The sequence below is a fragment of the Arthrobacter sp. NPDC056493 genome (assembly GCF_042795115.1).
In the GTDB taxonomy this organism is placed as follows: domain Bacteria; phylum Actinomycetota; class Actinomycetes; order Actinomycetales; family Micrococcaceae; genus Arthrobacter.
The window spans coordinates 1-12,932 of record NZ_JBHTSL010000045.1; the positions used below are offsets into that span (position 1 = coordinate 1).

At 67.0% G+C, this 12,932-nt stretch carries 11 protein-coding genes; 2 read left to right on the forward strand and 9 right to left on the reverse strand.

From position 1 onward, the window contains the following. Window positions 1-66: 66 nt before the first annotated feature. The 3 genes from rpsA to polA form a co-directional block, all read right to left on the reverse strand. Complete coding sequence (gene rpsA / locus ACFQ50_RS16960; RefSeq protein WP_377996812.1) at window positions 67-1,542, reverse strand: 30S ribosomal protein S1; 1,476 nt, start codon at window positions 1,540-1,542, stop codon at window positions 67-69. A gap of 192 nt (window positions 1,543-1,734) precedes the next feature. Continuing rightward, the gene (locus tag ACFQ50_RS16965; protein ID WP_377996844.1) at window positions 1,735-3,051 is read right to left on the reverse strand and encodes a GNAT family N-acetyltransferase; all 1,317 of its coding nucleotides are present in this window, start codon (window positions 3,049-3,051) and stop codon (window positions 1,735-1,737) included. Between the two features lie 129 nt (window positions 3,052-3,180). Then, entirely contained in the window at window positions 3,181-5,820 is a 2,640-nt protein-coding gene (gene polA, locus ACFQ50_RS16970; RefSeq protein WP_377996845.1) for a DNA polymerase I, read from the reverse strand. A gap of 178 nt (window positions 5,821-5,998) precedes the next feature. On the opposite strand from polA, the gene ACFQ50_RS16975 reads away from it, so the two are divergent. Further along, window positions 5,999-6,565, forward strand: a complete 567-nt coding sequence (locus ACFQ50_RS16975; RefSeq protein WP_377996813.1) for a hotdog fold thioesterase — start codon at window positions 5,999-6,001, stop codon at window positions 6,563-6,565. A 14-nt stretch (window positions 6,566-6,579) separates the two neighbouring features. Here the strand turns inward: ACFQ50_RS16975 and ACFQ50_RS16980 are convergent, their stop codons facing one another. From ACFQ50_RS16980 to ACFQ50_RS17005, 6 genes are all read right to left on the reverse strand, one after another. Further along, the gene (locus ACFQ50_RS16980) at window positions 6,580-7,128 is read right to left on the reverse strand and encodes a dihydrofolate reductase family protein (protein WP_377996814.1); all 549 of its coding nucleotides are present in this window, start codon (window positions 7,126-7,128) and stop codon (window positions 6,580-6,582) included. A 47-nt stretch (window positions 7,129-7,175) separates the two neighbouring features. Next, window positions 7,176-7,397, reverse strand: coding sequence for a hypothetical protein (locus ACFQ50_RS16985; RefSeq protein ID WP_377996815.1), 222 nt, complete (start codon window positions 7,395-7,397; stop codon window positions 7,176-7,178). Further along, window positions 7,394-8,623, reverse strand: coding sequence for an anion permease (locus ACFQ50_RS16990; protein WP_377996816.1), 1,230 nt, complete (start codon window positions 8,621-8,623; stop codon window positions 7,394-7,396). The genes ACFQ50_RS16985 and ACFQ50_RS16990 overlap by 4 nt, the downstream gene beginning before the upstream one ends. A gap of 188 nt (window positions 8,624-8,811) precedes the next feature. After that, on the reverse strand, window positions 8,812-9,330 hold the full coding sequence (locus ACFQ50_RS16995) for an HAD domain-containing protein (RefSeq protein WP_377996817.1): 519 nt from the start codon (window positions 9,328-9,330) through the stop codon (window positions 8,812-8,814). 92 nt (window positions 9,331-9,422) lie between these two features. Next, entirely contained in the window at window positions 9,423-10,673 is a 1,251-nt protein-coding gene (locus ACFQ50_RS17000) for an FAD-dependent oxidoreductase (protein ID WP_377996818.1), read from the reverse strand. Then, a complete protein-coding gene (locus ACFQ50_RS17005) occupies window positions 10,666-11,973 on the reverse strand; it encodes an MFS transporter (protein WP_377996819.1) in 1,308 nt (435 codons plus the stop codon). The genes ACFQ50_RS17000 and ACFQ50_RS17005 overlap by 8 nt, the downstream gene beginning before the upstream one ends. 48 nt (window positions 11,974-12,021) lie before the next feature. On the opposite strand from ACFQ50_RS17005, the gene ACFQ50_RS17010 reads away from it, so the two are divergent. Next, window positions 12,022-12,822, forward strand: a complete 801-nt coding sequence (locus ACFQ50_RS17010) for an IclR family transcriptional regulator (RefSeq protein WP_377996820.1) — start codon at window positions 12,022-12,024, stop codon at window positions 12,820-12,822. Window positions 12,823-12,932 lie beyond the last annotated feature (110 nt).

Consider the following 12,932-nt stretch of genomic DNA (forward strand, 5'->3'; position numbering starts at 1 on the left):
TTCGGGGACGGCCACCTTTTTTGCGGACTGTCAGCCAGCCTTACTGACTGTCAGCCAGCCGGGCAATTAGTTGCCGGTCAGCTTCTCGCGCAGAGCGGCAAGAGCCTCGTCCGAAGCAAGCGTGCCTGCACCGGAATCGGTGGCAGCCGGCTCGGAGGAGTAGCTGGTGGTGCCGGAGTCGCTGTCGCCGGACGTCGCAGCAGCGGCGTCGTCGGCAGCGTGCTGGGCAACCTGCTTCTTGTGGGCTTCCCAGCGGGTCTGGGCGTCAGCGTACTGCTGCTCCCAGGCGGCGCGCTGGTTCTCGTAGCCTTCAAGCCACTCGTTGGACTCCGGGTCGAAGCCCTCCGGGTACTTGTAGTTGCCCTCTTCGTCGTACTCAGCGGCCATGCCGTACAGAGCCGGATCGAACTCGGTGCTGTCGGCGTCAACGCCCTCGTTCGCCTGCTTGAGGGAGAGGGAGATGCGGCGGCGCTCGAGGTCGATGTCGATGACCTTGACGAACAGCTCGTCGCCAACGGAGACAACCTGCTCAGCCAGCTCAACGTGGCGGACAGCCAGCTCGGAGATGTGCACGAGGCCTTCGATGCCGTCTTCGACGCGGACGAACGCACCGAACGGAACGAGCTTGGTGACCTTACCCGGAACAACCTGGCCGAGGGCGTGGGTGCGGGCGAAGGTCTGCCACGGATCTTCCTGCGTAGCCTTGAGCGACAGGGACACACGCTCGCGGTCCAGGTCGACCTCGAGAACCTCGACGGTGACTTCCTGGCCAACTTCGACAACCTCGGACGGGTGGTCGATGTGCTTCCAGGACAGCTCGGAAACGTGAACCAGGCCGTCTACGCCGCCCAGGTCCACGAATGCACCGAAGTTGACGATGGAGGAAACGATGCCGGGACGGACCTGGCCCTTTTCCAGCTTGTTGAGGAACGTGGAGCGGACCTCGGACTGGGTCTGCTCGAGCCATGCACGGCGGGACAGCACAACGTTGTTGCGGTTCTTGTCCAGCTCGATGATCTTGGCTTCGATCTGCTGACCGATGTACGGAGCAAGGTCGCGCACACGGCGCATCTCGACGAGGGATGCGGGCAGGAAGCCGCGCAGACCGATGTCGAGGATAAGACCACCCTTGACAACCTCGATGACGGTACCGGTGACAACACCGTCTTCTTCCTTGACCTTCTCGATGTCGCCCCAGGCGCGCTCGTACTGAGCACGCTTCTTGGAGAGGATCAGGCGGCCTTCTTTGTCTTCCTTGGTGAGCACCAGGGCTTCGACCTGATCGCCGACTGAGACAACGTCTCCGGGATCAACGTCGTGCTTGATGGAAAGCTCGCGGGAGGGGATGACACCTTCGGTCTTGTAACCGATGTCGAGCAGAACTTCGTCGCGGTCGACCTTGACGACGGTACCTTCGACGAGGTCCCCGTCGTTGAAGTACTTGATGGTGGCGTCGACAGCTGCGAGGAAGTCCTCAGCGGTACCGATGTCGTTAATGGCGACTACGGGGGTACCGGGCTTCTCGGTGGAGGTGATGGTCATGTAGTAGGGGCTCCGTTGTGGATAGTTAGTCGGTCAGGCAAACCGCTTCGCCCGCATTATGGAATGCAGGCGAAGGTGCGGGCACTCCGCAAGGAAGTGCCTGGTCATCCTGATTTTGTGGATTGAAGAAAAAACGTGCACGTAGTACACGCCCGTTTATTCTAGTAGCAAGCGCCAACCGGGGTCAAAGCGCTAGAAATGCGTCAGGCAGTGCGGCGTGCGTTCGACGGCGAACATCCGGGCGGCGCGGAACGCCGCCCCCGGCGCGTGTTCCACGATGCGTCCCGACGCCGCCAGGGTCACGGGGTTGACGCCCCCGAGGTACATGGCGGACAGCGCCGCCACATCCAGCTCGAGGTCCGGTGTCCTGAGGTCCGGTGTCCTGATGCCCGGCGCGCCGCTCCCGACTGCGGTGACTGCCGCGGTGCCGCCATCCACCTCCACGGCGAAGGTGCCGCCGGTCAGCCCGAGGGAGTCGGCGACTTTCAGCACCAGCTGCCCGTCGGCCGGGTAGTGCCGCGCTTCCAGCGCCTGCCGCACGTCGAGGATCCGCAGCCACAGCATGTCCCGGGCTGCCGAGGACTCCACACAGCGCGCGTCCTCGAGGGCCCAGCGCAGGGGGTCGTCCACGGGCGCTTCCTCCCAGGTGATGCGTTCCACCAGGTCGATGGCCCCCAGGTACTGCCACAGCTCAAGGTACGCGGCCCCGGTGGCCGCGACCAGGTCCACGACTTCCATGGTGTACGGGGTACTGGACCAGCCGGCGAACCGGTACGACACGTAGCCGTCCACGTCGCCGCCGGGCCCGTAGTGCAGCGCCACCTTGACCTTCGGGTCCTCGCCGCCGTCGCGGCTGACGGACCCCGAGGCGAACTGCCGGTAGAACTCATGGCGGCCGATCGATCCGGGGGTGCTGCGGTGGACCCGGTCGAAGACGTCCGGAGCCAGCTCCAGCAGCACCTTGGGGTCGGCAACCTCGACGCTGCCCAGGGGAAGGTGGTTCAGCCTGAAACGCGCAGTGGTGTCCACCTTCACGGCCTGCTCGGATGTTGCCACGCCGAACCCGAACCGGCCGTAAATCGAGGCCTCGGAGGCGGTGAGGGCTGCCATCGCGAGGCCTTCCTCCCGGGCCAGGGCGAGGTCCTCCCCCATCATGCGGCGCAGCAGGCCGCGGCGCCGGTGCGAGGTCCGGACCGTCACGGCAGTCACCAGCCGGGTATCCAGCAGCCGGCCGAAACCGATGTTCAGGGTTTTGTTCATGGTCCCGAAAGTGGCAACGGGAACGTCGGCGCCCAGGGAGTGACCGGCAACCGTTCCCGTCTGGTACACGCCGGTCATGACGCGCCGGTCCGTGCGCTGCAGTTCGATGCTCGTGTCCACGCGCTCGTCCGTGCGCCGGGCATCGTGGAAGCCGAAGGCTACCGCCCGCATCCACGCAACCGACTGCGGGTACGCAGGATCGTCTTTGGCTGCCGGCTCAAACCGCCGGATTTCATAGTCCACGCTCAGATTAGACACAGCCTCGAGCCTAGCCAAGGTCCCGCCGGACCGCCACAGTGACCCTCTCCGGCAACCGCCGCCGGCACAAATTGATGCCGGCGGCGGTCACGGAATGGCGGGTGACTGAAGCCGGGAAGGCTAGTGCCCGGCGTCGTACCAGCTGGTGCCGACGCCGATCTGGACTTCCAGCGGAACGCTGAGTTCAGCGGCGGCGGCCATCTGCTCCGTGACCAGTTTTTCGACTGCCTCCCGCTCGCCCTTGGCCACTTCCAGCACGAGTTCGTCGTGGACCTGCAGCAGCAGGCGCGACTTGAGTCCCTGTGCGGCCAGTTCCGCATGCACGCCCAGCATGGCGCGTTTGATGATGTCCGCGGCCGAGCCCTGGATGGGCGAGTTCAGGGCGATGCGTTCGGCGTTCTCCCGCAACTGCCGGTCCGTACTGGTGAGGTCCGGCAGGTAGCGGCGCCGGCCTTCGATCGTGGCGGTGTAGCCATCCACCCGGGCCTGGTCCACCACGCCGCGGAGGTAGTCGCGCACGGCACCGAACCGGTCGAAGTAGTCCTTCATGAGGTTCCTGGCCTCGTCCACCGAGATCTCCAGCTGCTTGGACAGGCCGAAGGACGTCAGCCCGTAGGCCAGGCCGTAGGACATGGCCTTGACCTTGGAACGCATGGCGCTGGTGACCTCGGCCGGCGGCACGTGGAAAATGGACGAGCCGACGAAGCGGTGCAGGTCCTCCCCCTCGCGATAAGCCTCGATCAGGCCGGCGTCCCCGGACAGGTGCGCCATGATGCGCATTTCGATCTGTGAGTAGTCCGCGGACAGCAGGCATTCGTAGCCGTCGCTGACCACGAAGATGCCACGGACGCGGCGGCCTTCCTCACTGCGGATGGGGATGTTCTGCAGGTTGGGGTTGTTGGACGAGATGCGCCCGGTGGCGGCCACGTTCTGCGCGTAGGTGGTGTGGATTCGCCCGTCCTCCGCCACCGACTTCTTCAGCGTCTCCACCATCTGCCGCAGCTTGGCAGATTCGCGGTGCGCCATGAGCTGGACCAGGAATTCGTGCCCGGTCTTCTCCAGCAGGTTTTTCAGGGATGCGGCGTCCGTGGTGTAGCCGGACTTGATCTTCTTGGTCTTGGGCAGTTGCAGCTCCTCGAAGAGGACTGTCTGCAGCTGCTTCGGCGAACCGAGGTTCACCTCGTGGCCAATCGCGGCGAACGCCCGTTCCTGGGCGTCGTCAATCACTCTGGCCAGATCCGCCAGCTGTTCGTCCATCAGCTCCATGGAGACGGCGATGCCGGTCTTTTCCATGTCCGCCAGCACCCGGCTCACCGGCAGTTCCAGCGTGGCCAGCAGGTCCTCGGCCTTGCGGTCCTTCAGTTCCGATTCGAAGAACCGGCTCAGCTTATGGACGACGGCGGCCACCTGGACCAGCGCGCCGGACGCCGCGGCGGCGTCGTCGTCGAACGCCAGCTCCAGCTGGCCCGCCTTGGCGGCCTCGGGCGTGATGTGGATGTTCAGGTGGAACTGGGCCAGTTCGCCCAGTTCGTAGGTCCGGCGGTCGGGCTGGATGAGGTAGCCGGAGATGGAGGTGTCATCCACCACGCCCTCCAGGCCGAACCCGCGGTTGGCCAGCGCTTTCAGTGCAGCCTTGTAGCCGTGCATCACCTTCGGGGAGTCCGCATCCCGGAGCCACTGCGCCAGGATGTTTTCCGCGTCGGCGTCCAACGTGGTGAGCTCCACGTAGGCGGCGGCATCGTCGCGCACGATGGCGACGGCGTCCGCGTCCTCGCCGATCCGGCCGGGCAGCACGTCCACGGCGAGGGCAGAGCGCTGCCCGGCCCCTGCCTCGAGGAAGGCCCGGAGCGCGTCCGCGTCCATCAGCGCGGCGAAGTCCCGGGTCTCCAGGGCTTCGCGCTCCGGGGCCGGGGCCTCGCTGGCGTAGAGATCGAAGAGCCGGGTGCGGATGGTCTTGAATTCGAGCTCGTCGAAGAGCTCCTCGAGCGCCTGCTGGTCGGGCCGCGGATCGGCCAGTTCGTCCAGCGTCACCGGGAGGTCAAGGTCGGTGTGGAGCTGGTTCAGCTTGCGGTTGCGCTTGACGGCGTCCACGTTGGCGCGCAGTGAGTCCCCCACCTTCCCGCCGATGGCGTCGAGGTGTTCCAGCACGCCCTCCAGGCCGCCGTAAAGGTTGATCCACTTGGCTGCCGTCTTGGGTCCGACGCCGGGAACGCCCGGCAGGTTGTCCGCAGTCTCGCCCACCAGGGCGGCGAGGTCCGAGTACCGGGAGGGGCTGACGAAGTATTTTTCTTCGACGGCGGTGGCGTCCATGCGCGGGATGTCGCTGACGCCCTTCTTCGGGTACAGCACGAACACGTTGTCGGTGATGAGCTGGAAGGCGTCACGGTCGCCGGACACGAGCAGGACCTCGTAGCCGGCCTTTTCACCCATCGCTGCGAGCGTGGCCAGGATGTCATCGGCCTCGTAGCCGGGCATCTTGATGGTCTTGATGCCCCAGGCGCCCATGACCTGGTCGATCAGGTCGATCTGGCCGCTCATTTCCCGCGGGGTCTCGTTGCGGCCGCCCTTGTAGTCGCTGTACTCGGCTTTGCGGTGAGTGGTGTCATCGGAGACGTCGAAAGCGACCGCGACGTGGGTGGGCTTCTGTTCCTTGATCAGGTTGATGAGCATGGAGGTGAAGCCGTGGATCGCATTGGTGTGCTGGCCCCTGGCGGTGGAGAACTTGTCGGCCGGAAGGGCGAAGAAGGCCCGGAAGGCCATGGAGTGCCCGTCCAGCACCAGAAGCCGGGGCTGCTCCGTCAGGGGGACGACGGGCGCCTCGGTGGCCGACACCGACGGGGCATCGGGCGAGGACACGGCGATGTCCTCCAGGGTCTGGGTTGCGGACGGAATTGGGGCCGGTTTGGTTGTTTCACTCACAGGTGCCAGCCTAGTTGCCATGATGGACAATTTCACGCCCGGCCCTGCCGGTGAGGCCAGTCCCACAGAGGCCGACCCGACGGCGGAAGGGCGCTCCGCCGTCGAAACGCCCGCCCCGGTTGAGGCGCCCGCCGCGGCGGAAGCCGCGGCCGCAGCCGACTTCAGGGAAGAACTGTTTGCCGCCGGCGTTCCGGAGCACCTCCACGACTGGCTTGCCGAGTACGGCATCGGCGCCCTCGTGGTGAAGATGGGGATCCGGTTCCTGGAGATGAGCCCCGAACGGTGTGTGGCCACGATGCCGGTGGAAGGGAACACCCAGGTGGCCGGGATCCTGCACGGCGGCGCACACGTGGTGCTCGCCGAAACCCTGGGCTCGTTTGCCGCCGGGATGCATGCCGGCCCCGGACGCCAGGCACTGGGCATCGAGGTTGGCGCCACGCACCACCGCGCGGTCTCCGCCGGCACAGTGACCGGAACCTGCACGGCCATCCACCTGGGCCGGACACTGACCACGCATGAAATCGTGATGACCGACGACCAGGGACGACGGCTGTCCACGGCCCGCATCACCAACCTCATCCGTTAGCCGCCGGAAACACCCTAACGATCAGGCCAGCGGTACCGGAGCTCCACGATCCCCCGCCCCTGGGGACGGGCCTCCTGCAACTCAAGTGGCGCCGTCGGACCCTGGACAATGGGAAGCAGCCGCTTTCCCCCGCCAAGGACCACCGGGATCACCGAAACGATCAGTTCGTCCAGCAGGCCGGCGCCGGCGAACTGGGCGGCGAGCTCCCCGCCGCCCACCATCCAGATGTTTTTGCCCCCGGCGTCCCGCCGAAGGTCGTCGATGAATTCGGTCACCTCTCCGCGCACGAAGGTGATGTCCGCTCCCGGCGGGCCACTGAACTCGTGGTGGGTGAAGATCCAGCAGGGCGTGCCGGGGTAGGGCCAGTTGCCGGGTTCGTGCTCCATCAGCCACTCGTAGGTGGTCCCGCCCATGACGATGCAGCCGACTCCGGCCATGAAGGTTTCGTAGCTTTCCTTGCCGCCTTCGAAGCCGTCGAACTGCAGCAGCCAGGCAAGGTCGTCGTCCGCGGTGGCGATGAAGCCGTCGAGGGAGGACGCAACATAATACTGGACGCTCGGCATGGGCCCAGCCTAGCCACTCCCGTTCCCTCTTCCCAGAGGGGGCCGGCCTAGCTGCTGAAGTACGGAATGATCAGGTAGAGGCCGAACAGCACGGCGATGCCGCAGAGCCCGAAGCAGGCGTAGGAGAGGTACTTGACCCACACCGGCGCAATGGCCTGGCGGTCCCCGGCGATGGCGGTCAGCCGGACGCCGAGGGAGTAGAGGACCACTACGGTCACGGCGGCAATCAGTGTGGCGCCGGCTACGGTGAGGAGTTCCAGCCACTTCATCGCTGCGGGCCCTTCGGATCGATGTTGTTGGCGCGCTCGGCGGCGCGTGCCCTGGCAAGGGCCTTCTTCTTGGCGAAGCGGACAGCCTGGCCGGCCTCTTCGACTTCGACGGCGTTGTGATGGCCAACCTGCGATTTACGGGACACCAGGAACATGTACATGACTGCGCCGATGCCGGCCACGGCCGCAATCACCACACCGACAACCCCGGTCTTGACCAGCAGCGCGGTCAGCGCACCGACAATGCCCGCGGCCGGCAGCGTGAAGAGCCAGCCGAGGGCGATACGGCCCACCATGCCCCAGCGCACCGTCGTACCCCGGCGGCCCATGCCGGAGCCGATCACCGATCCGGATGCCACCTGGGTGGTGGACAGGGCAAAACCCAGGTGCGAGGAGGCCAGAATGGCGGAGGCGGTGCTTGACTCGGCCGCGAAGCCCTGGGCGGGCTTCACTTCGGTGAGGCCGGCGCCCATGGTCCTGATGATCCGCCAGCCGCCGGCGTACGTTCCAACGGCGATGGCGAGGGCACACGCCGTGATCACCCACAGCTGCGGGCCCGAGCCGGGCTGCTGGGTTCCCGCCGAGATGAGCACCAGGGTGATGATGCCCATGGTTTTCTGTGCATCATTCGTGCCGTGGGCCAGCGCCACGAGGCTGGAGGTGAAGACCTGGCCGGTCCGGAAGCCGCCGCGCTTCTGTGTGAGCTTGCTGCCCGTCTCCGGATCGTGCCGGGACGTGAGGGCATAGGCGATGCGGGTGCAGACGTAGGCCACAAGCCCGGCGATGACCGGGGCGAAAACGGCAGGGAGAATGACCTTCTGGAGCAGCGTCTCCAGGTTGACGGAGTGGAAACCGAGGCCAACGATCGCGGCACCGATGAGGCCTCCGAAGAGCGCATGGGATGAACTGGAGGGCAGTCCCTTGAGCCAGGTGATCATGTTCCACAGGATGGCGCCCATCAGGCCGGCGAAAATGATGTCCGGGGTGATCTGGACCCCGCCGGACCCCTCGCGGATGATGCCGCCCGAGACCGTTTTTGCGACTTCAGTGGACAGGAACGCGCCGACGAGGTTGAGGGCCGCCGCGAGGGCAACCGCAGTCTTCGGCTTGATCGCACCGGTGGCAATGGGCGTGGCCATCGCGTTGGCGGTGTCATGGAACCCGTTCGTGAAGTCAAAAAATAATGCCAGCGCAATGACCAGCGCCACCATGAAGGTGATGTCCACCTGTTGCCCAATCTGCAGAGTCTACGTACAGCAGTTCCACTTCCCCTGCCTGCACTGCACAGCATAGTTCACCCGATGTTTAAGAAAACGTCTGTGGGTGGGGGTAGCGGAGCTGCAGGGCAGGCTTGAAACCTTATCGATGGTACGCGTCCTGCTGACGAGGTCCAACCTGCGACGCGGACGGGCGGTTACAGCTGCGGGTCCGGGCCGCGGGCGAATTCATGGATGTCCGCCAGGTCACCCCGCGACAGGCCGGTCCGGGGATCCGGCGAGACCAGCAAGGCACGGCGGCCAAGAATCCGTGCCCACGCCTGCGCCCGGCCCTCGAAGGCGAGCTGGTCGTCCACCCAGATGATCCGCTCCGGAGCGTGCCTGCCCACATCCGCCTGGATGGCTTCGAGCTTCCACCATTCCGCACCGCCTCCCGCGCCGTCGGCGGTCAGCACCGGCCAGGAGCTTCCGTTCAGTCCGGTGACCGGGCAGAGCACGGCCGGCGCGAGTTCCTCCCAGCTGGTGAGCCAGACGCAGCGGAGCCCGGGCAGCAGCGACAGCCGGTTGAGGCCCGCCACCAGCTCCGCCGCGTAGGCCACTTCCAGCATCCCGGCGTAGGCAAACCGCCAGGCTGAGCCCCACGGCGTTGCTCCCGTCGGTCCGAACGGGCACACGACGCCGTCGACATCCAGGTACAGGGTGACTGTATTTTCCACCGCGTTCCTCCAGCGCCTGCTACGGGCGCCGGCCCGCCGGCGGCCCTGCAGCCCACGCTACGGACGGCGGGCCCGGAGGGGCAAGGGCTTTTTTAAGCGGGGACTCCCACCCGGGCCGCCGGAACCGCTGCGGAGGGCACGCCGTCGCCGTCCTGGCCGTACAGCCAGTCGTTGTACTGGTAGTCGCCGTCCTTCCGGCTCTTGAAGAGCAGGTTGCGAAGGGTGCGGGCCAGCCCGGAGACGTGCCAGGACTCGCCCCAGACGCGGGCGGTGCGCTGGACCCGGGCCGTGCGTGCGGCGCGTGCGGCATTGAAATCCCGGATGGCGGCGTCCCAGCCGCCGGCGTCTGCACCGTCCTCAGTGAACACGGTCCCGAGGCTGGCCTCCTGCAGCACGGCGGCGTCCTCGAGGGCCTGGCAGGCGCCCTGGGCGAGGTACTGAAGCATGGGGTGCGCGGCGTCGCCCATCAGCACCATCCTGCCGGCCACCCAGTTTTCGATGGGGTCGCGGTCGTACATGGGCCAGCGGACGCCGGTGGCGAGGTTTTTCAGTGCCTCCCGGACCGCGGGGACACAGTCCTTGTAGGCCGCCTGGAGCTCGTCCACTCCCCCGTACTGTTCCTCGCCGCGTTCGAAGGAGGCTGATTTGAAGACGGCCACGGTGTTGAGCAGTTCGCCCTTCCGCAGCGGGTACTGGACCAGGTGGCAGTCCGGGCCGAGGTAGACAATCACGTCCTCGAGGTCGCCCCGGGGTGTGTCCCCGGTGATGGGGACGGTCCCGCGGTAGGCCACGTACGACGACGACACCGGGCCGTCCTGCGCTACCTCGCGGCGGAGTGCGGACTTGAGTCCGTCCGCCCCGAGGACGACGTCCGCCTGGTACGTGGCCCCGTCCGCTGCCTCTGCCGTGGCCCGGCCGTCCACGGTCCGGACGGACTCGACCGTGACGTCGTTGACCAGCCGGACCCCGGCATCCCGGCAGGCGTCGAGGAGAATGCGGTGCAGGTCGCTGCGGTGAATGACGACGTAGGGGGCGCCGTAGCGTTCCTCGAAGGTGCCGCCAAGGGACTGCCGGGTGAGCTCTTCGCCTGTCACGGCGTCCCGGAAGACGAGGTGCCTGGGCCGGACACCGATCTCCAGCGCCTTGTCCAGCAGGCCCCAGCGCTTGAGCACGCGGGAGGCGTTGGGCGCCATCTGCAGGCCCGCCCCGACCTCGCCGAACTCCGGTGCCCGTTCCAGCAGGGTGACCTCGGCGCCGTTCTCACGGAGGGCGAGGGCGCCGGCCAGGCCGGCCATTCCGCCGCCGATCACCAGGACATCGGTGGACGGTTTCGGGTTAGACATTGTTGACTCCTACAGGGGTTGGGGTTGTGCGGATGGTTTTGGCGCCGACGGCGACGAGCAGGAGTGCTGCGACGGCGGCGGCCCCGGCGAACGCCAGGAAGTTGGAGTTGACGCCCAGCCCGGCTGCCAGCAGCAGGCCTCCGGCCTGCGGTGCGGCCACCGCGCCGATCCGGCCCACGCCGAGGGCCCAGCCGAGGGCAGTCCCCCGCAGGTGGGCGGGGTAATGGCTGGCGACAGCGGCGATGACCAGGCACTGCGTTCCGTGCGTTCCGACGCCGGCGAGGACCAGCATCAGGTACACCACGGTGACCGGCGGCCCGGTCACCAGCACCAGGAGGGCGACGGCGGCAACCGCGGCTGCCGCGACCGCCGTCGGGACGGGGCCGAAGCGGGTCCCGGCCCAGGCTGTGGCCACAGAGCCGACGACGGCACCCAGGTTCAGGGCCAGCGCGAACGTGAGCGCAGAGCCGAGGTTGTAGCCGGCCAGCTGCATCAGGTTGGGCAGCCAGGTGCCCAGCCCGTACCAGGCAAAGAGGGTCACGAGGGTGGCCACCGCATACAGCACGCTCACGCCCAGGTAGGGCGCGCGGAGCAGGGAACGGAACCCCGGCCTGGTTTCCGGGGTTGCGGTCCCGGCCGCCTGCCGAACCCCGGCCGGCGGCAGGGTCTCCGGCAGGAAGCCCACGCCCAGCGGGATGACCACCGCCAGGGCCACGACAGCGACCAGGAACATAACCTGCCAGCCGTACGCCGGGATCAGCGGGATGCCTGCCAGCGCGGCCAGTGATCCGCCGATCGGAACGCCGGACATCATCAGGGTGGCTATGGTGGACCGCCATTTCGCCGGCACAAGTTCCGCCACGAGGGCGTTGGCCGAGGGCACCAGTCCGCCGAGGCCGATGCCGGCCAGCAGCCGCAGGGCGCCGAAGGTGTAGGCGTTCGGGGCGAAGGCGCAGAGGATGGTGAAGACCGAGAACACCACGGCGCAGCCCAGGATGGTCCGGCGGCGGCCCCAGGTGTCGGCCATCCGGCCGGCGAAGACGGCGCCGATCATCATGCCGGCGAACGCCATGGATCCGACCGTACCGGCGGTCGCCTTTGTCAGCCCCCAGCCGGTGTCGTTGATGAGGGCCGACTGGACGGTTCCGTAGACGATGAGGTCGTAGCCGTCGAAGACCACCAGCAGCCAGCAGACGAGCACGGCCAGGGCGGACTGTTTGGAAAACCGGGGCGCGGCCGGCGGAAGGGCTGCTCCGGGCATGGGCAGCTCCGGCGCCGCAGCGGAAGGTGTGTGATTCATGCCACCACTGTCAGGGCTGACGGCATGACGTTCCAATAGAATTCTGGCATGCAGAATAAGCCCCTCCGGAAGAAGCCCACGTATTCAATCGAGGCGGTCGACAATGCTCTGCAGCTGCTGCAGCTGCTGCGGGACGGCGGCAGCCTGCGGCTCAAGGATGCCGCCAGCGAGCTGGGCGTGGCCCCGTCCACCGCGCACCGCCTGCTGGCCATGCTCGTGTACCGGGGCTTTGCCGTGCAGGACGAAACCCGGCGTTACGTCCCCGGGCCGGCGATGGGAGCGGGGCCGGCCGGCGTCACCTGGACCCGGCTGCTGCGCAATGTGGCCCGGCCCCACATGGAGCTGCTGAGTTCGCGCCTCAACGAGACCGTGAACCTCATGATCCGGGTGGGCACCAAGGTCCGGTTCCTGGAGACCGTGGAGGGCATCAGCGCCCTTCGCGTCGGCGATAGGCAGGGCACCGTACTGCCGGCGAACAGGGCGTCGGGCGGCAAGGCGATGCTGGCCGAGCTCGAGCCGGCGCTGATTGAGCAGCTGTTCCGGAGCGCCAATGCGGAGATCGGCGGTGACAGCATTTCCGACGCCGAGTACCCGGCGTTCCTGCGGGAACTGGAAACGGTCCGCAGCAACGGCTTCGCGGCGAACTTCGAGGGAACGGAGGAGGGCATCAGCGCGCTGGGCATGTCCCTGCACAACGGGAAGGGCGATGTGGTGGGCGCTTTCAGCGTGGCGACCCCGGTGACCAGGTTCCGGGCCGTGTTCGACGCCGGTTTGGTGCCGGTGATGCTGGAAACGCGCCGGCAGCTGGAGATCGACATCGCGGCGAATCCCGCCGAGCCCGAGAGGTAGGTTACCCAAGTAGCTCGCAGTTGTTGTCGTTTTGGGGGGTGAAAAACAAAACAAAAGCCAGCCCCTTTGGGCCCCGAATTAATCCAGGCACAAAAATGATTTGTTAAAAA

Bases quoted from the DNA above. Each gene is read 5' to 3' on its own strand.
- ACFQ50_RS16985 (WP_377996815.1), bottom strand. From the start codon at position 7,397: ATGAAGTGGCTGGAACTCCTCACCGTAGCCGGCGCCACACTGATTGCC.
- rpsA (WP_377996812.1), bottom strand. From the start codon at position 1,542: ATGACCATCACCTCCACCGAGAAGCCCGGTACCCCCGTAGTCGCCATT.
- polA (WP_377996845.1), bottom strand. From the start codon at position 5,820: ATGGCCTTCCGGGCCTTCTTCGCCCTTCCGGCCGACAAGTTCTCCACC.
- ACFQ50_RS17000 (WP_377996818.1), bottom strand. From the start codon at position 10,673: ATGTCTAACCCGAAACCGTCCACCGATGTCCTGGTGATCGGCGGCGGA.
- ACFQ50_RS16975 (WP_377996813.1), top strand. From the start codon at position 5,999: ATGATGGACAATTTCACGCCCGGCCCTGCCGGTGAGGCCAGTCCCACA.
- ACFQ50_RS16980 (WP_377996814.1), bottom strand. From the start codon at position 7,128: ATGCCGAGCGTCCAGTATTATGTTGCGTCCTCCCTCGACGGCTTCATC.
- ACFQ50_RS17010 (WP_377996820.1), top strand. From the start codon at position 12,022: ATGCAGAATAAGCCCCTCCGGAAGAAGCCCACGTATTCAATCGAGGCG.
- ACFQ50_RS17005 (WP_377996819.1), bottom strand. From the start codon at position 11,973: ATGAATCACACACCTTCCGCTGCGGCGCCGGAGCTGCCCATGCCCGGA.